The sequence below is a fragment of the Pseudoalteromonas sp. SCSIO 43101 genome, from assembly GCF_023650775.1.
GTDB classification, from domain to species: Bacteria; Pseudomonadota; Gammaproteobacteria; order Enterobacterales; family Alteromonadaceae; genus Pseudoalteromonas; species Pseudoalteromonas apostichopi.
This window is the reverse complement of the sequence record NZ_CP072673.1, coordinates 3,311,461-3,329,873: the sequence shown is the minus strand read 5'-3', so window position 1 is coordinate 3,329,873 and position 18,413 is coordinate 3,311,461. Positions and strand designations below refer to the sequence as shown.

Here is an 18,413-nt window from a genome sequence, read left to right as displayed (position 1 = left end):
AGGCAATATGAAGGTTATCGACCTATCACAACGTACTCCTGCATGGCACCAGTGGCGCATTGCAGGGGTTACGGCATCTGAAGCCCCAATTATTATGGGGCGTTCACCCTACAAAACACCGTGGCGATTATGGGCAGAAAAAACCGGATTCGTATTACCGGAAGACCTGTCGAATAATCCCAATGTACTTCGCGGTATTCGGTTGGAGCCTCAAGCAAGGCGAGCATTTGAGAATGCGCATAATGACTTTCTTTTGCCGTTATGTGCTGAAGCCGATCATAACGCAATCTTTCGAGCCAGCTTTGATGGCATCAACGATGCGGGCGAACCCGTTGAATTGAAATGTCCTTGTCAGTCAGTTTTTGAGGATGTGCAAGCTCACCGAGAACAAAGTGAGGCGTACCAGTTGTATTGGGTGCAAGTACAACATCAAATACTGGTCGCCAATAGCACGCGTGGTTGGTTGGTATTCTATTTTGAGGATCAACTGATTGAGTTTGAAATACAACGAGACGCATTGTTCTTAACTGAATTGCAAGAAACGGCGCTTCAGTTTTGGGAGTTAGTTCAAACTAAAAAAGAACCGTCAAAATGCCCTGAGCAAGATTGTTTTGTTCCCAAGGGTGAAGCCCAATACCGCTGGACATCGCTGTCTCGCCAGTATTGCTCAGCACATGCCGAAGTGGTTCGACTGGAAAATCACATTAAATCTTTGAAAGAGGACATGCGAGACGCTCAGTCAAAATTGGTCGCCATGATGGGTAACTACGCTCATGCGGATTATGCTGGGGTCAAACTCAGCCGCTACATGATGGCGGGCACTGTGGACTATAAGCAATTGGCCACCGACAAATTAGGCGAACTGGACGAACAGGTTTTAGCCGCTTACCGAAAAGCGCCACAAGAGCGGTTGCGTATCAGTACCAATAAGCCAGAGCAGCCCGTTGAAACACCAATCAAAATCAGCCTTGAGCAAGAGAACTTGGTTCTGCCAGGTGACTCGCCGAGCTCATTTTATTTTTAACGTTCACTTGGAGCCGATTTCGGCTCCTTTCTCATGCGCTTACATCGAGTGCATCAGAAAGCAGTTTCACTCGTAGCCAATGCTGGGTACGAATGATAGAGCGAGCTGAACTCTTACATACACAGCCATACCACAATCAACTCACCACCCGACGGGGACTTCATTCCCTGTTGGGGCATGGGGCCTCGTTAAAACTAATGAGGTTTACCATGACTGAACATTCCCCATTTTTGGTTCAAGTGAATCAAGCGTTTAATGTCCCGGCTCCTGATGCTTTCGTTCTGGAAGGATTTAGTGCCGACACTACCCATCCAAACATTCCCGTTCGCAAGGACGAGTATGTTTTTAGAAAAGAAGACTTACGTGACGTATTGGCGTTCTTGTCTAACCCAGACAGTGACGGTTTGTATATTACAGGCCCCACTGGATGCGGTAAGACCTCGCTAATTTGTCAAGTTGCTTCTCGATTGAATTGGCCTGTTCAGCAAATTACTGCGCACGGTCGATTGGAGTTGTCCGATCTTATCGGTCACCACACACTGGTTAATGGCAACATGACCTTTGTGTATGGACCGCTGGCACTGGCTGTAAAGCATGGCCATTTGCTGATCATTAATGAAATGGATCTTGCTGAGCCTGCTGAACTGGCTGGACTCAATGACATTTTGGAAGGTGCCCCGTTGGTCATCGCACAAAATGGCGGTGAGATCATCATGCCACATACCAAGTTTCGTTTTATCGCTACCGGCAACAGTGCGGGCAGCGGTGACCAAACGGGCTTGTATCAAGGTGTGCTCCAACAGAATTTGGCTTTCCTTGATCGCTTTAGAATCATTGAAGCGACCTATGCAGAACCATCTGTAGAGGAGGCCATTCTGGAGAACGTTGCGCCGGGCTTGCCAGAAGTCTTTCGCCAAAAAATGGTGAAAGTGGCTGGTGACATTCGTCGTCTTTTTATTGGGGGCGCGGATGGAGGTGCAGAACTCAGTATCACCATGTCCACAAGGACCTTGGTGCGCTGGGCAAAGTTAACACTTGCTTTTAAAGGCGCTCCTAACGCAGTGGAATATGCACTGGTTCGGTCTTTGACGGCTCGTGCTGAGTTGGAGCAACGTGAAGCCATTCACCGTATTGCCGCTGATGTCTTCGGTGATCACTGGGAGGATTGATGATGGAAAAGTGCTTTGCTCTTTACCGTTACAGTCATTCTGATGGGACAGCCAAAGAATGGGCCATTTATGTTGGATCAGATAACCAGGAGATTGAAGTTCGATTTGGAAAAGCAGGTCAACTGTCGCAGCAGCGATTGATTGATTCGACTGATCCTAACGCTGAAGCAGACCGACGAATCAATGAGAAAATCAACAAGGGTTATCGACTTGTTGGACAAGTCGGCATTGATCATCAAGGGCGGCCATTTGAACTCTCAAATGCGCTAGATAGCGTCGTGTGTGCCAATAACGTCAGTTGGGAGTTTCGTACTCGCAAGGACGTCAATGGCCAAATCTCGCTGGCGCAAAAAGCGTTGTTCGATATGGCAAAGCTGCTTGAAGCCTATGGCTTGGCTGTGATTGATGATAACCAGGTCAGGATTGGAGAATGGTCATTAGGGTTTTGCAAAAGCGGATTACCTAGTACCAATCAAATCAGCATGGTGTCAGGTGAAGGCGCTGGCATTGTTAATACTGATGATGGCCCGTGGCCATTGTTGCTGTTACTGGCCTTTAAGCGTCAATTACCACCACTATGTTCGCTCACAGTAGCGAGTCCTGAAGGGATAGAAGTATCCGACCAACTGAAGTTGGAAAAAGATGTATTGCGGTTGCTAGGCAGTGATTTAGAGCGGGTTCGCCCGATAGCTGAAGCACTGGACTTAATGCCTGTGAAAATCGATCTCAACCAATCGTCGCCTGATTCGCAAAATTACTATTTCTGATAGTGGTATTGCCATTAGCGCGTCAACTACTTTCACCCAAACGGGGGCCATTGCTCCTGTTGGGAGTGGTGCGTCCCCATCTCGTATGAGGATGCACTATGAGTATTCAAACCCTCGACAAACTTTTGATTTGTCACATCGACTGTTCCATCTGGAGCGGTAGAAAAAAACTAAGGCCTGAAGATTTCAGATTAGCCAATGGCAGCCAACTTCCACCGAAGGATGTTGCCAGCTTAGGGAGTAAAAAAATTTGCGACCCTGAGGCATTGGCGAACTTTGAAAGGCTTAAGAAAGAAGCGCAGCGTTTGTGTGAGCAAGTCGGTGTGCGGTTCTTAGGTGGCTATGCCGTCCCTGAAGACCGAATTGATCAGATTGTTCCAGAGCTTGACCGGATCGGTCAGGAGTTTGCGCAGTGCAAGCAGTTGTTCTTGGACAACTATGATCAGGTGACTTTTGACTGGGTTGCAAAACACCCGGAATTTGCAGATGCAATCCGGCGTGCATTATCACCCATCGAAGACGTGGAACAACGGCTTCAGTTCGATTATGCCATCTATCGAATGCAACCGGCTGACCAAGCTGGTGGCTTAGATGACAAGGTCAATGGCATGGGGCACACCCTCTTTAGGGAGGTGGCTCGTGATGCCAACGAACTGTTTGAGCGTTCCGTTGCAGGTAAGAATCAAATCAGCCAGCGAGCCCTTAATCCTCTCAAACGGTTAAGAGACAAGTTGGATGGTTTGTCCTTCCTGGATCATCGAGTTCAGCCGATGGTTGAAGCGATGGACAATTTATTTGTTCGTCTGCCGAAGACCGGCCCTGTGACAGACAATCTCTATCACGAACTGATGGCGACCATTTTAATTTTGTCTGATCCAGACAAGATGAGAATGCACGGTGAAGGTCAATTGGATATCAGACAACTGATGCCCAAACCTGAACCTAAACCCGCACAGCCAGTATCTGCTCAGGCAGATAACTTAAGTGCAATACCACAACCAACCGTCAGACCAAACCTTGGTTCGACTGTACCAAACTCATTTTATTTCTAACGTCCTTGAGGGCATGTTGCCCTGAAGGGCGCATGTCCTCTGAACTATATAAGAGGAAATTATGCAATCAACCATCCATAACCCCAGCCAACTGAAGCAGTTTGAACCGCATTTTCGTGGTGTGACTGATGCGGTTGAAAGTGAATCGATCCCAGAAGTGGCGTGTTGTCGAACGTTAGTACAACGGTCGTACTCAACACATAGTGTCGTGATCCCTAAGAACCCTGTGCTGATCGCAGATGCGGACGCATGTGGAGCTTGGGTAACGGCCATGGTATTTGTTCCAAACATGGTATTGCAGCAAACCGCTTATGAGCGGGCCTGGCTGCAATATCAACACGAGGTGTCTACTCAGTTACAAGACCATTACGGTCTGACATTGGATGACATCCTGAGTTTAGACCAGCTTAAAACGTCATTTGAGCAGCACGAGAGTCCAGCCCAATTGGTGGCTTGGTTAGGTCAAAAATACGACCTGGATAAGCTAAAAGCACAGGTTTAAACACTTACATTCCCAGCGGGGAAACGCTCCCGCTGAGGGAGTATTCCCCCTAATGATTAGGAGACTCCCATGAATCATCCATTAAAAAACGCATTGCCAATCGTTGCCGCCGCTTATGGCGAAAAGTTTGGTGTGAAGGTGCTTATTCAAGGACAAGATGCGTTTACCGATGGTGAGCGGATTGTGATCCCAACAGCAAACCCAGACGACCCACACTATCAACAGATAGCTTGGGGTTATCTGGCTCATGAAGCGGCGCATATTCGGCATACCAATTTTGACATGGTGCAGAAGGCGTCGTCCAAGCCGATCCGTAAGGCACTTCTCAATATCATTGAGGACGTTCGCATTGAAAACGAATTGGCAAAGGATTACCCCGGAACCCGGCGCAGTATTTCGCAAGTGATTGAGTACATGGTGGACACACAGCAAATGTGTGTACCTGAACAGCCTGAGCCTGCATCTAACTTGCAAGCATGGTTGTTGTTCCGCTTGAGATGCCATTTTCTGGGTCAGAAAGCGCTGACGCCTTTGTATCAAGCAGTCGATGAAAGAGTGAGACAACTCTTTCCTGCTGCAGCGATGAGCCGATTAAGCGCCATGCTGACAGCAGTGCCTAGCCTTGCATCTACAGGTGAAGTGCTAAAACTTGTCGATGCCATCGTTGCCATGTTGGAAGAAGAATCTCATCCACCACAGGATGAGTCGGATGCTGATAGCGGTAATGACATTGGACAAGATGCGAGTAATGACAGCAATAACAGTAGTGGTAGTCAAACCCCAGAAACAGACTCGTCTGCAACGGGTGATTCAGATAACTCTGATCAAGCTGACAATTTGCGACAAGCCTTAGAGGCCAGTGCCGCTCAGTTTGAACCCGATACCTTTGCACAAGTGGCAGAAGTGTTGTCGGAACAAGCTGAAGGACATCAGGGCGTCACTCCACTCAGTTTGCCCCAAGCAGAGCAAGCTATGTTGGGTGATGAGGCCATCTTGACCTTATCGGCGTCTGAGTCGGCTCAAATTCGAGCCCGACTTAGAGGTATGGTTCAGTCCAGTCAGGACAATCGGAATCATGCCAAACGGCACGGTCTTCGAGTTGCAACCCATCGTCTTGCCGCTTCCCAAGCAGGTGAGTCGAGATTGTTTATTCAAAGACAGCCGCGCATTGCGCCTAATGCTGCTGTGCACTTGCTTGTCGATATATCGGGCTCAATGGGTAAACCCATTGGCGAAGGTAATCGCAAGTACTTTCATGTTGCCAATGAAGCCGCTTTGGCTTTGGCCATGGCATTGGAAGGTATACCGGGTGTTGTACCTGCGGTCAGTTATTTTCCTGGTATTCATCAGGAAGTTTCTATCGCGTTATTGCCCAAGCAATCGGTTCGACATCGGGCCGCCTGTTTTGACCAAAAACCACGAGGTTGTACGCCTATGGCACAAGCTATGTGGTTTGCGGCAAACAATTTGTTGGGACAAAAACAGAAGCGAAAGCTAATGATAGTGCTAACCGATGGTGACCCAGATGACTGGGCTGCTACGCATGACATTGTTGACCGTTGCAGACGCAGTGGCTTTGAGCTGCTGGGGATCGGGATTCAAACACGCAGTGTTGAGAAATTCTTTCCTCAAAGCATCGTGATTAACGACGTCAAAGATCTGAAGCGTGAGTTATTCGAAGTAACACAACAACTGTTAATTCAGTAACCACCTCAACTTTACCACCCTGCGGGGACGATTCCGTCCCCGTCAGGGCATGGGTTCGTCTCCGCTTTTTTTTTGGAGACTCCTATGAAAAACAGAAAGTTCTTAGCTGGCGAAGAAGCCGGTACTTACATCGTTCCTGAGCAGGTGACCGAAGCGGATATATTAGATATGGCGCTTAAACTTGCTCGTGGTCGATTGAGTAAAGGTCGCAAAATTGAACAGCCATCGTCGGCGTTCTCATACCTGCAAACACTGATGCACGAGTATGAGCACGAAGTCTTTGGCGTACTGTTTCTTGATACAAAGCATCGCGTTATTCGATTTGAAGAGCTGTTCAAAGGCACTTTAGATGCAGCGAGCGTGTATCCAAGGGAAGTAACAAAGCGAGCGCTAGAACTTAATGCAGCAGCAGTGATATTGGTTCATAACCATCCATCGGGTGATCCTGAACCCAGTGAAGCTGATAAACGCATTACTCATCGACTCCGTGACGCCTTGTCACTTGTTGATATTCGAACGCTTGACCATGTCGTGGTCGCATCCGAGGGCTGCGTTTCGCTTGCCGAACGCGGTTATCTTTGATGAATGGGCACATTGCCCATTCTCCTACATCACAAAAGCAGTCCCATCAGCACACATCAGCACAGCTCGAATTTCTATTTGAGTTTGATGATGCCCCTGTCACTTGGTCTGACACAGAAATCTGGCAGTTACGCGAAGGCATTCTTTTGGATGCGATCCGTGTGTTGCTGGACGGTCGTGTCAGTACTCGGTTGCGCAAGGATGTGTTGTCGTGGATTCAAAATGACGAAATAGCGCCATTTTGCTTTCGTGTTTGCGCGATGGCTGCGGTTGTCGATCCTGATGTGCTTCGTGATTCCATCATGTGGCTATTAAGACGACATGGTACCCAGCTTGACTAACGTTCCTGCATTAACCAAACGGCTAATGCAGGTCCTAAGCTGACTTTTACCACCTGTGGTAGGAGTCGGCATTTTACTTAAGGAGGTTATATGGCGTTACCTTTACAAATTGACACAGTAAGGCCATATCTCAATGGCCAATGGCTTCAAGTCTTGGCGGCATTGGTGCCAGAACTTGATGCCGCTATTGCTCGAAAAGGACGTCATGTGGCTTGTCCTGTTCATGGCGGTCGTGATGGCTTTAGGCTATTCAAAGATGCTGAATATACCGGAGGTGGCGTTTGTAACACCTGCGGTATCTTTCATGATGGCTTTGAACTGTTGTCTTGGATTAATGGATGGAACTTTGCTCAGTCTATTGAAGCAATCGGCCAAGTTCTGGGTATTCAACCCGGACAAGTACCAACTCGGGTAATACCGAGTAACGCTGTTAACTGGAAGACTAAAAAGCAGGACGAGAATAAAGCGATTATCCATCGCTTGAATCAAACCTGGGGAGAAACCTTATCCCTTGCAGATACTCGTGCGCAACCGGTTTGGAACTACTTGCATCGTCGTGGCATTGTTACGCGGCTTCGTCCTGAATGGGATTCGGTGCTGAGGTTTCATCCAAACTTGCCTTACCATGATGAAGATGGTCTGTTTATCGATAGTTACCCAGCTCTGCTAGGTAAAATCGTTACTCAGCAAGGGCGTTCGGCTACGTTCCATCGGATCTACCTAAGTGAAGATGGATTCAAAGCACCGGTCGAAAAGCCTAAAAAGATGATGCCGATACCAAGTGACAGAACAATCACTGGTGGTGCCATTCCGATAGGTGAGCCTGGTGATGTACTAGGTGTTTCTGAAGGTATAGAGACGGCTTTAGCGGTTACCAGAGCAACGGGGCAAACATGTTGGTCGGTTGTGAACGCAACGCTACTGGCTAGGTTTGAACCACCAAGTAATGTGAAAATGCTGTACATCTGGGCAGATCACGATCTCTCTGAGACTGGCCTGAATGCAGCGAATGAACTCAAGAAAAAAGCCTGGCAGAAAGGCATTCTGACACAAGTGCTGATCCCCCCGATACCAACGTCACTTGGCGTGAAAAGTTGGGATTGGAATGATGTGCTGAATGTTTACGGTGCCATGGGCTTTCCGAAAGTTCATATTTGATCCAAGGGGCTTCGGCCCCTTTTTTTGCGCCTTGCATATTTGAAAAAACATGGAGAATGAAAAATAGATAACCAATAGGAGAACAAACATGATGGTATTAACCCTGTTAACAAAGCAGATTGATGGTGAGTTTACGGTTTACTGGAAGACCGGCCTTCGAAGAGGTGGTGAGCTAAAGGTCGATTTAGGTGAGCAATACGACAAGCTACCTGAGCAGCAAAAGCCAATTGCAGCTGAGCTCTATGCAATTCACCACCTATTGTCAGTGAAAGAGGTGATGGGGAGTAACCGAAGCGGCAATGGGCTTCAAATCCGGGTCAGTAAAGGAGCTATCAAAAAGTTACAGAAACAACGCTCAACTCAGCATTCACTTTACAGCCTGACTAGGTTTTTGCTCACTCGATACCAGGAAGCACAGATCTCGGTAGAGAAGCGGGACGATTGGCTCTCACATTCCTTCGAAGAATACAGCGTCGATAATGCTACAGTGAGAGAAATCGATGAGGTTATCAACGTTCCGAACATTGGACCTGTCGTGGTGACTCGTCACGCGCTTGAAAGATTCGTGGAACGGCTTTCTGATGGAGTGCCCAAGCATCCTTGGAAGGCTTTGATTTCAAAGTTATTTAGCTCATCATTGACAAAAGCAATTTTGCCTGAAAAGGTAACACTTCATAAGAACCAAAAATATAGTAACAAAGCTGATATTTGGCGGCACAGTAACAGTGATTTGCATTTTGTAGTCGTTCCGTCAGGAGCAATGAAGACTTTGGTTACTGTTTTCAGACTCAATAAGTCTCTCTAAAAAGCTCCAAATGAATTCAAGATGTGTGTCCGGTAATCGAGTAACAAGGGAATAAATGAAAAGTAGACTGAAAAACCTATATAAATATCTTATTGAGAACAGGAAGCATGAAGTCAATGGATGGCACAAAGCCTATCGAGACTTTTACAGTCAGGTCGCTCAAATCCGTGAACGAATCACATCTGGAGAAGGCTTGTCTCAAAATGATGAAGCTTTTCTGAAGCAGTTAATCTATGAGAAGAGCAACGGTATCGCTTCTCGCGGACAGTCTGTGTTGAGCAATGACAATTTCCAGTCATTCATTAAAAACAAGGATTTCATATCCGCATTAGAACAATTTATATTGATTCCAAACAGTGAAAACTTCACGGTTTTTGCTGATACGTGGGCTAACCAAGGTAAATCCAACAACCCTGTTCTCGTTAATCGAGTGGCAGCAGCTTGTACGCTCGAAGTCTCCACAACGGTTGATTCCGGTAAATTCAATCAGGTTTTTAGTTGGCTTATACGCGAAGGGATAATTCCAGTATACCCAGCAGAAGAAAATCAAAGCTGGTTTGCTAAAAACATTTTTCTATTAAAGAGCATCAAAAGCGAGTTTGATAGTGAGCTTAGGGAAGGTAAAACTGATGAGTTTTATCTTAGTCAGTTTGTTTGGGTGCTTTACGAGAATTTGTCAAACCCATTCAGTTTAAAGAAGCAGGTTGTTAAATACGGTGCGCCGGGGACAGGGAAAACTTATCAAGCACGCCTGCAAACTTCGCTTTTGTTTGACATCTGGAAAGAGGAATTTGCTCCCTACAGCCGACTCACACATGCAAGTCAGATTGAGTTGGTTCAATTTCATCCTTCTTTCAGTTATGAAGACTTTATGGAAGGGCTACGTCCGGTTTTGGACAATGATGGGAACTCTCAATTAACGTTGCAAAATGGTGTTTTTAAAGAGTTTTGCCGAAGCGCTGGTAAGTGGGAAATCGATGTATATGGGCTTGGACTTACTCAGAAGTGGGAGTCTCTTACTATCAAGGAACTTCTCCCGTTCAGAGAAAAGTTATCAGGCGAGCATTGGCAGGATATTTTCGAAATATCAGATATATCCAAGCTTGTATCGGAAGCAGTACCACCATTTTTCTTCATAATTGATGAGGTAAACCGGGCTGAGTTGTCTCGCGTTTTTGGTGAGTTAATGTACTGTCTGGAATACCGAGGCACTAGAGGTTGCGTTAAAACCCAATATTCCAATCTGAACAATGAACATACTGGTATGCTTAAAGACGCACAAGGGTATTTGTTCTTCATTCCAACAAACATCTATCTTATTGGAACGATGAACACGATAGACAGAAGTGTCGAAAGTTTTGACTTTGCTTTGCGTCGAAGATTCCGTTGGGAAGAAGTGGTGCCTGATATGGCGCTATTGAAATACCATTTGAACCAATTTTGCAAAGCTTGGCTGCCCTTGGTGGATAACCTTGAACGCTTGAATGAATTGATAGTTAAAGAACCTTTGCTTGGTAATGATTACCAAATTGGTCATGCCTATTTGATGGACTTGAAGTATGCAACTAGCCTTACAGTTTCGGAGGTACGAGAGCGCGTATGGGATGATTGTATTCGTCCGTTATTACAGGAGTATCTTCGTGGAACAGGTAAGGAGACTGAACTGATTAGCTCCTTCGGAAAGGCATTTGGGGTTTAAACTGTGTGGCTTTTCGATATCATTAAGAACGGCACACTGGTCGATAACCAGTCCTATTTTGTCAGCGAAGGCATTTTGACAAATAGACGTTTAGGGAAGTCGATAACCCTTAGTGCCAAATCAAAAGGACAATGGACCTATCCTCATAACAACGAGTCTGCAATTTGGCACTTTTTGAATTCGGTATCTCGTGATGTCGAAAAAACGCTGAATGATAATATTTCCGATGCTTTAATACTCTTCAATGATGAAGATTACGAACACAATACAGATGGTGGTTTCATCGGTGTCTCTGGTACGGATGCCAGAAATTTTAATCTCGACACGGGCAATCTAATCGGATTTGTTAAGCGAGGAGATTACTCTCTGAAGATCAGCTCACGTTTTGGTGATGCTTTCCTTCAATACATCATTGCAGATGCCGATGGATTTCTCGAATTAGAAAACATTGGAGGAGAAAGTCACGCAGACGGTTACGAGTGGCTTTTAGCATATCTATGGAACATTAAGTTTAAGAGAGCCTACCGCCTGGGCTTGCCAAAGACTTATATTACAAGAAATGATCGTATTTCCCGCGTAAGGGGAACTATAAATGCTACAGATTATTTCCAGAATAAATCATCTGGAAAATATTTATGCTCGTACCGAGAGCACAGCTACGACAGCCCTGCAACTTCACTTTTTATAAAAGCTTATGAAGCAGTTGCACATTACTCATTTTGTCACCAAACACGAAATATCTATAGTGCATTTCTGACTGCCAATCAGGGGGTTAAAAGGTCACAGCAAGAAATTTTGAGGACTTCTCATTTCACCAACCCTTTCTACAATGATTATAACGTGCTCATTGACTTATCTAAACAAGTCATTGACCGGAAGGGCTCTGATTTTGATTCGCAGCAGGATTCGAGTGCTTTCTTTTTCGATATTTCGATGTTGTTTGAATATTTCATTCGTAAGCTCATCAAGCGAGATGGGCTACGCCTGCTAGGTAAGTTCGAGCAACGTCAGCAAATAGCATCTGGTGCTCTCAGTGGTTATATGAGAAAACTTGAACCTGATCTTGTTATAGAAATCGATGAGAGTTTATTCGTATTTGATGTGAAGTATAAAGCATTTGATTCACAATTTGGGGTGAAGCGTGAAGATCTTTTTCAGCTACATACTTACATAGGGCAGTATGGAAATGTTGCCGCAATCAAGGGATGTGGATTTATTTACCCTATATCAGAAGAACGATGGGCTTCACTTAACCTTGAAAAAACACAGGGTGTGATTTCAGATATTATTCACCAGCAAGGACAAGAGATACCGTTCCATGTGCTTTTTCTAAAAATCCCTGAAGATACGTATATTGATTTTAATAGGAAAATGAAAGAGCAGTGCAGCATTTTTATTAATTCCCTTTATTCTAAGGTTTTTAATCGGTGACTTTTTTTGTGGAGAAAGGCCATTGTTCAACGAAAGTCATTGTTTTGAAGTCGAGATTGTTTATTGAGTTGGGTATCAGTTTTATATCATAGGCATTATCGAGATAGTGACAAGTCAGCTGAGTTTGTTTGACAGTTCCCTATAGTCAGAAACACACAAAATTCCTTCATCTATCTGTCCAATCGCTCTAACGGGGATCTTTAGCATGTTAGCTCTATGAAATTTTCTGGAGCTGACAATGAGAACCCCTTTGTTACCTTGGTTTATCCTGTGGGTGACCATCCCAATCATTATTTTCTTTCTATTCATCTTGCCCGCCCATGCCAGTGATGGTCCATTCTATCAGCGTGGTCAGGAAGGCTGGTTTTGGTATCAGGTCATTCCTGAACCAACGGAGGCTGAAGAGCTTATAAAGCCGGAACTTGGTTCCGTTGAGCCCAGTCAGGACGAGCTAAAGCCCTTCAGTGCTGCCTGGTTTCGTGAGCACATGCAGTCGTTCATGGACAAGGCAATTGATGAGCCGACGAATGAGAATGTCAGAGCCTATCTGTATCTCCAGCGAGTCATGATGGATAAGAGCTCACAGTTTGCTGATGTTAGTCAGCAGGTGGTCATGGGTGATCCTGTTTTGGATGAAATCAGTCGCAGACCCTTGGCGACTTATGCTGCCAATCGGATGGATCGAGAAGCTGGCGCTCAACGTGATGTAGCTTTAGGTGAAGTAGCAAAACGGGCTGGCTTGTTCTTCTTCTATCGTTCGGATTGCCCTTATTGCCATGCTCAAGCGCCTATCATCGAATCCATGGCTTTGAACTACGGTTTCGAGGTGTTTGCTATTGCTGTCGATGGCTTACCTTTACCAAGTGGAGAGTTTCCAAATTACAAAGTCGATTCAGGACAAGCACAATCGTTGTCCGTTACGACTGTTCCTGCGGTCTTCTTAGTAGACCCGCCTAATGTCATCACTCCCATTGGCCAAGGCGCAATGAGCCTTGATGAGCTCAATAATCGAATCATTCTCGCAGCCCATCAAGCCGGTTGGATTGACGATCAAACTTACTATGCCACCAGACCTGTTCAGCCCGGAGTTTCACTTGCGATGTCAGCCCAAGAACTTAACGAAAAGATATTACAGGACCCTGAGTTCCTTGTTCGCTATCTGCGTGCACAAGGAGGGTTATAACGATGAAAAAAGTATTCCAAGTATCGCTAATCGCCTGTGCGATTGGTTTTTCATCTATGAGCCAAGCAAGCTTGCAACAGGAGATGAATCAGTTGTTTGGTTCAATGACCAACACCACTGCGCCTGGTGTATTTGAGAGTCAACGGCGTGGCGTTATATCTGGCGGAAGCGTTGTTGTTCGTAACAGGATCATGAACGAGAACCTCGTCTCTATGGTGCCTCCGTCATTCCAAGCTGGTTGTGGCGGCATTGATATGTTCGCTGGAAGTTTGTCATTTGTTAACGCGGATCAGTTTGTTCAATTACTTCGTTCTGTTGCTGCAAACGCCAAGGGGTACGCATTCCAATTGGCGCTCAGTGCTATGTGTGAGAAATGCTCCCAGCACATGGAGACACTGCAAAAGAAAATCCAGCAGTTGAACGAATATTTTGGTAATTCCTGTCAAATGGCTCAGGGAGTCGTGAACGATACTCTGGCTGCTTTTGGTAAAAAGGGGCAAACAGAAGCCAGCATGTTGAGCTCACTTAAAGGGGCTGGAGACGTTTTTACCAGTTGGAGTGAATCCAACGGTAAGAACCCTTACGAGAATGCTTCAAGTGTCGCGGCATCTGATGTGAACAAAACGATTAAAGGTAATTTGGTCTGGCGAGCACTGAAACGTCATTCGGCATCAAGCTGGTTTGCATCGGGAGATGACCGTTTTCTTGAAGCGATTATGTCCGTGACGGGCTCGATCATCGTTGGTGATTTAGCGAATGCCGCTGATGGCCAAGGTAAAGCCCCAAAACTGACCAGACTGAATGGCAATAAAGTGACTATTGAGCATCTAATTCATGGCGGTAACGTCGCTATGTACCGATGTGACACAGTGACACAAGACGGCTGTCTGAATCCGACAATCACTAACATGACCCTAACCGGGTTATCAACCCAGGTAGAAAATTTACTTCTTGGTACAGGTTCTAGTAACGGCATTATTTTTAAGTTTGCTAGAAATACAGGGGCTGCTAGCACCATCGAAAAGGCTTTTATGACCTCGGCTCCTGCGAGCATTGGCGGCATGATTCGAACACTTTCTGCATTAAATGAAGGGGCTGCTAGGTCGTTTGCTTCAAGAGCTGCGCCATTTATTGCTGTTGAGATGGCCCGAGCATTGGTTGAAGACATGCTCAATGCAGCTAGAAGCACCTCTGGTGTAGAAGATCATGCCTATGCGAAGTTGTTAACTGAAGACCTCGAACGTGCACGTCGCCAAATCAATGAGGAGTACGCCGCGTTACAGCGAAGATACGGCTCAGAGCAAGAGTTGCTGGCGCATTTTAATCAGGTGATTCAGACCATTCGCAAACAGCGTTATTACACCGTTAAATCTACGGCGCTGGGGGAATAGATAATGTGGGAAATCTATTCCATCGGGGATTCGGCTTTTTTAGAACAGGTCCTGAATGCTGTCGCGATGATCACTGGTACAGGCGACTTTACTTCAATGGTTCGCATTGGCTTGCTCATTGGGGTATTGATGGTCTCTGTTCAGGCCTTAATGCAAGGTGGACGTGGGATTAACTTTCAACACGTTTTAGTCTCATGGCTAGTCTTTGCAACCATGTTTGGGCCCAGTACCCGAGTGAGCATTGAGGATGCGTACACGGGACAAGTTCGAGTGGTTGATAATGTGCCCATCGGTGTTGCTGCCGCAGGCAGTACGATTTCTACAGTTGGCTTTCAAATCACGCGATTGTTTGAAACGGCGTTCTCAACTCCCGCGATGACGGAATACGGCTTTGCATCCAGTTTACAGTCACTGATTAAAGTGAGAAAACAGGTGATGGATCGCTCTGGGTTGGGTGATGCAAATCGTGTCGGCGGTTCGGACATAGAGCAATCGTGGTTTAACTACATCAAAGAGTGCACCTTGATTGGTATCGACATTGGCCAAAAGAACCTCGATCAGGTGCTGAGTGATCCTAACCCGATGACTGCGCTTAGGTTTGATTCGCGCATTTATGGCACGCGCATTATGCTCAGTGTTAGCAGTAGCGATCTGGACTGCACCGATGCCTATAGCCAGCTGAAACTCATGACAGAATCAACCTTCATTCCAAGGCTTAAACAGGTTCTGTCAGCCTCATTGGGAACTTCGTCAGCCACTGACACTGATGACGTGATCCGAAATGCACTGAATAACCTTGGTTTGGCTTCGGTTAACACCCAAGAGTACATGGCCGCGTCAGTGCTTTTGCCTATTTATGAGCAAAGCGTGACGGGCAAGTATATGGATGATCAAGCTTTCACCGCAGCCGTTATGGTTAACCAAGCGATTGAGCAGCGCAATACACAATGGGCGGCGGAGCAGACGCTGTTCCAAAGTATTGTTCGTCCGATGATGACGTTTTTTGAGGGCTTCATTTACGCCATCACCCCATTGATGGCCTTTGTGATAGCCCTTGGCCAAATCGGGATGCGAATGGCCGGGAAGTACTTGTTAATCCTGCTTTGGATTCAACTTTGGATGCCTGTCATGGCCATCATTAACCTGTATATTCATTTAACCGTTGCAGGGAAAATGTCGGCTCTTGATGCCTTTGCAGGTACAGAAGTGCCATCTTTTGCTGGGATGATGCAGATGGATTCAGTGCTGCAAACCTGGATAGCTACTGGCGGCATGTTGGCGTCGAGTGTTCCTGCAATTTCGCTCATGCTCGTGTATGGCTCAGCAATAACTGCAACCCACTTGGCTGGACGTCTTCAAAACGGTGATGCCATTGATGAAAAGCTGGCAAGTCCAGATGTCGCGAAAAATGCCCCGGTCATGCAATCACAGTCAATGTTCCAAAATTCAGCCCTCACTGGTTCTGCTATGACCGGCGCGTCAAACCTACTAAGCAGTTTCTCTGTCGGAAACGCAGTGGGTTCAATGGTCGGATCTGCAAAAGAATCCATGACCCAGGCAACCCAAGCCTTTAGTCGTCAGGTTGGGAATACCATGAGTCGAACTTTTGGTGAAAAGCTAAGTTACGACAACCTGTCTTCGGTTGGACGTCAGATCGGCTCATCTAACTCCGCATCTAGCGCCGTTGTTAATCAGGTTACTGATGACCTGCATACTCGGTATGGTTTTGGAGACGATAAAAAAGATGCTGTACGTGGCTTGGTATCGGGCGTGCTATCGGGAGGCCTAAGGGTCGGTGGCGATGGAACCATTACTAATCCCGGTGAGAAAGAAGTTGCTGATAAGGGCTTTCTTGGAAGGCTTCTTGGTACTGGCGGCAATGATTCTCCACAGGGCAACTTGCCAGGAGTCGATAAGCCAGACTCATCTCGTGTACCAAAACTATCAAGGGTACGAGCAGGGCTGGATTTAGGTGGTAACTTTAGTGGCCAAGTTGAGTCGTCAGAAGGCAGTTCTCGATCTACGACCGCAAATACGCTCACTGGGGAGATGCAAAGCTTGGCATCGAGTGATTCACGACGTGCTGAGTATCGCGATGCAATGGTTAAGGACCTTTCAGACTCAAGACGTTCTGGCTTTGAGATGTCCTTGTCTAACCAAGACTATCAGTCACTTCAGAGTTCAGCACAAGACGTTGTCACGGCATCAAATCGCTTTAGTGAGCTTGATCAGGCCAGCTACAGTCTATCAGGACAAAGAAATACTGATGGTGCGACGTTAACCCGATTAGCGGCGGACAATCCTGAAGTCATGGATTATTTAGGTCGCTATATGAACCAGCATGTTGAAGCAGGTAACCGTTTACGTGAAAACCTTCCAATGTATCAGCGCTTGTTACCTGATGATAATCAGGCGTATGTGGCCGCAGCTATGGAGTCTTTAACCTATAGCAACTCTTCAACGCCCGCTGAACGCGACAATGATTATCAAGCAGCAATGACGGTTATGGCCATGGCTACCGGAGCCGATTTACGATCAATTCAGCCGCGCTCTAATGAAGGCCTGTCATCAGCTGCACCTACTTTTGGTGGTATTCAAAGCCAAGTTGAATCGGGTGTATTGGGCGGATACGAGGATGCAGCAACAGTTCAAACTCAGTTCAACGCAGCTCAATCGGCTTACCAAACCAATCTGTCTGGTATAGATGGACAGTTGAATGCGCATCAGCAGCAAGCTCAGCAGGCCGTAGCTTCTGACACAAGTACCTATCAATCTGGACTAAACAGTGAAGCTGGATCTCAGTGGCGATCACGCATTATGGCTGATGATAGCGGAGTTTCTGGTGCTGAAATGTTCTTCAACAGCGCCAGTGCTATTGGTGATTTCAGTGGCAAGCATACTGATGCAGCACTGCATACCTTGAATCACTTTGGCGAAGACTATGAGAGTTACAAAGAACAAGCGCTTGAAGATCCTGGCTCACGAGGTTTCTTGCACAACGCAACGGTGGCCAGCAAATCAACCTGGGATGGCTTAAAAGCCGCCGTTGATGCCGGAACCTCTTTGGAAAACCCATTGAAGGCGTTTAATGATGCATACAGTGGATCGAGTTCGCAGTATGCCTCCGAAGTAAACTGGGGCACTAAGTCTGAAGCCATGTTGGCGGGGGCATTTGGTGCGGCAGTTAACAATCGATATGGTGAGTTCCTAGAGCAGTATGCTGATGATTTTAAACAGGAAGCATACAGCGAAGGGCAGAGAATGGGATTGACCCCGATTCAAAGTCAAGTGTTCGCTCAAGCTTTCAATGAAGGTTTGGCGGGGCGCGTTTTCAACTCTGAAGACTCATCGAGTTGGTCGCCTGAAATGCTTGGTCTAAGGGAGCAAATGCTAAATGACTATCGTCAAAAGGATGAGAGTGGCGCTTACATCCCTGATAGTGTGTCCGAAGAAGATAAATCATTTGTGGATAAGCAGATAGCGGTGATCTCAAATGCATCCCTTGCGGGAGATTATGCTCAGAACAACTTGATCGATATTAGGGCCTATAACCAGGCATCAGGAAGGAACTGAAAATAGAAGGTAGCCAGCTTGTGGTGAGC

General features: G+C 46.4%; 15 protein-coding genes. All 15 read left to right on the top strand.

Features of this window, described 5'->3' with window-relative positions; all coding sequences use genetic code 11:
- Positions 1-7 precede the first annotated feature (7 nt).
- The 15 genes from J8Z25_RS15405 to J8Z25_RS15335 all read left to right on the top strand — a co-directional run bounded on the left by J8Z25_RS15405 (position 8) and on the right by J8Z25_RS15335 (position 18,384).
- On the top strand, positions 8-1,024 hold the full coding sequence (locus tag J8Z25_RS15405) for a YqaJ viral recombinase family nuclease (protein WP_250661361.1): 1,017 nt from the start codon (positions 8-10) through the stop codon (positions 1,022-1,024).
- Positions 1,025-1,233: 209 nt separating this feature from the next.
- A complete protein-coding gene (locus J8Z25_RS15400) occupies positions 1,234-2,193 on the top strand; it encodes an AAA family ATPase (protein WP_250661360.1) in 960 nt (319 codons plus the stop codon).
- A gap of 2 nt (positions 2,194-2,195) precedes the next feature.
- A complete protein-coding gene (locus J8Z25_RS15395; protein ID WP_502934605.1) occupies positions 2,196-2,960 on the top strand; it encodes a hypothetical protein in 765 nt (254 codons plus the stop codon).
- A gap of 98 nt (positions 2,961-3,058) precedes the next feature.
- The gene (locus tag J8Z25_RS15390) at positions 3,059-4,012 is read left to right on the top strand and encodes a DUF3150 domain-containing protein (protein WP_033931126.1); all 954 of its coding nucleotides are present in this window, start codon (positions 3,059-3,061) and stop codon (positions 4,010-4,012) included.
- Between the two features lie 61 nt (positions 4,013-4,073).
- On the top strand, positions 4,074-4,514 hold the full coding sequence (locus tag J8Z25_RS15385) for a hypothetical protein (RefSeq protein ID WP_250661358.1): 441 nt from the start codon (positions 4,074-4,076) through the stop codon (positions 4,512-4,514).
- A 69-nt stretch (positions 4,515-4,583) separates the two neighbouring features.
- Positions 4,584-6,221, top strand: a complete 1,638-nt coding sequence (locus J8Z25_RS15380; protein WP_250661357.1) for a VWA domain-containing protein — start codon at positions 4,584-4,586, stop codon at positions 6,219-6,221.
- A gap of 84 nt (positions 6,222-6,305) precedes the next feature.
- Positions 6,306-6,803 (top strand): RadC family protein, encoded by a 498-nt coding sequence (gene radC / locus J8Z25_RS15375; protein ID WP_000797298.1) that lies wholly within the window; start codon positions 6,306-6,308, stop codon positions 6,801-6,803.
- Positions 6,803-7,144 (top strand): plasmid-related protein, encoded by a 342-nt coding sequence (locus tag J8Z25_RS15370; RefSeq protein WP_250661356.1) that lies wholly within the window; start codon positions 6,803-6,805, stop codon positions 7,142-7,144. The genes radC and J8Z25_RS15370 overlap by 1 nt, the downstream gene beginning before the upstream one ends.
- A gap of 90 nt (positions 7,145-7,234) precedes the next feature.
- Positions 7,235-8,302: a DUF7146 domain-containing protein gene (locus tag J8Z25_RS15365; RefSeq protein WP_250661355.1), complete on the top strand. Its 1,068-nt coding sequence runs from the start codon at positions 7,235-7,237 to the stop codon at positions 8,300-8,302.
- 88 nt (positions 8,303-8,390) lie between these two features.
- Positions 8,391-9,107 (top strand): hypothetical protein, encoded by a 717-nt coding sequence (locus J8Z25_RS15360; RefSeq protein WP_250661354.1) that lies wholly within the window; start codon positions 8,391-8,393, stop codon positions 9,105-9,107.
- Between the two features lie 55 nt (positions 9,108-9,162).
- Positions 9,163-10,806, top strand: coding sequence for an McrB family protein (locus J8Z25_RS15355; protein WP_222779019.1), 1,644 nt, complete (start codon positions 9,163-9,165; stop codon positions 10,804-10,806).
- Between the two features lie 3 nt (positions 10,807-10,809).
- Complete coding sequence (locus J8Z25_RS15350; protein WP_250661353.1) at positions 10,810-12,237, top strand: 5-methylcytosine restriction system specificity protein McrC; 1,428 nt, start codon at positions 10,810-10,812, stop codon at positions 12,235-12,237.
- Positions 12,238-12,475: 238 nt separating this feature from the next.
- Positions 12,476-13,420 (top strand): thioredoxin family protein, encoded by a 945-nt coding sequence (locus tag J8Z25_RS15345; RefSeq protein ID WP_250661352.1) that lies wholly within the window; start codon positions 12,476-12,478, stop codon positions 13,418-13,420.
- Positions 13,421-13,422: 2 nt separating this feature from the next.
- The gene (locus J8Z25_RS15340; protein WP_022614439.1) at positions 13,423-14,811 is read left to right on the top strand and encodes a conjugal transfer protein TraH; all 1,389 of its coding nucleotides are present in this window, start codon (positions 13,423-13,425) and stop codon (positions 14,809-14,811) included.
- A gap of 3 nt (positions 14,812-14,814) precedes the next feature.
- Complete coding sequence (locus J8Z25_RS15335; protein WP_250661351.1) at positions 14,815-18,384, top strand: conjugal transfer protein TraG N-terminal domain-containing protein; 3,570 nt, start codon at positions 14,815-14,817, stop codon at positions 18,382-18,384.
- Positions 18,385-18,413 lie beyond the last annotated feature (29 nt).

Coding starts and splice junctions, on each gene's coding strand:
- J8Z25_RS15405 (WP_250661361.1), top strand. CDS start 8: ATGAAGGTTATCGACCTATCACAACGTACTCCTGCATGGCACCAGTGG.
- J8Z25_RS15400 (WP_250661360.1), top strand. CDS start 1,234: ATGACTGAACATTCCCCATTTTTGGTTCAAGTGAATCAAGCGTTTAAT.
- J8Z25_RS15395 (WP_502934605.1), top strand. CDS start 2,196: ATGGAAAAGTGCTTTGCTCTTTACCGTTACAGTCATTCTGATGGGACA.
- J8Z25_RS15390 (WP_033931126.1), top strand. CDS start 3,059: ATGAGTATTCAAACCCTCGACAAACTTTTGATTTGTCACATCGACTGT.
- J8Z25_RS15385 (WP_250661358.1), top strand. CDS start 4,074: ATGCAATCAACCATCCATAACCCCAGCCAACTGAAGCAGTTTGAACCG.
- J8Z25_RS15380 (WP_250661357.1), top strand. CDS start 4,584: ATGAATCATCCATTAAAAAACGCATTGCCAATCGTTGCCGCCGCTTAT.
- radC (WP_000797298.1), top strand. CDS start 6,306: ATGAAAAACAGAAAGTTCTTAGCTGGCGAAGAAGCCGGTACTTACATC.
- J8Z25_RS15370 (WP_250661356.1), top strand. CDS start 6,803: ATGAATGGGCACATTGCCCATTCTCCTACATCACAAAAGCAGTCCCAT.
- J8Z25_RS15365 (WP_250661355.1), top strand. CDS start 7,235: ATGGCGTTACCTTTACAAATTGACACAGTAAGGCCATATCTCAATGGC.
- J8Z25_RS15360 (WP_250661354.1), top strand. CDS start 8,391: ATGATGGTATTAACCCTGTTAACAAAGCAGATTGATGGTGAGTTTACG.
- J8Z25_RS15355 (WP_222779019.1), top strand. CDS start 9,163: ATGAAAAGTAGACTGAAAAACCTATATAAATATCTTATTGAGAACAGG.
- J8Z25_RS15345 (WP_250661352.1), top strand. CDS start 12,476: ATGAGAACCCCTTTGTTACCTTGGTTTATCCTGTGGGTGACCATCCCA.
- J8Z25_RS15340 (WP_022614439.1), top strand. CDS start 13,423: ATGAAAAAAGTATTCCAAGTATCGCTAATCGCCTGTGCGATTGGTTTT.
- J8Z25_RS15335 (WP_250661351.1), top strand. CDS start 14,815: ATGTGGGAAATCTATTCCATCGGGGATTCGGCTTTTTTAGAACAGGTC.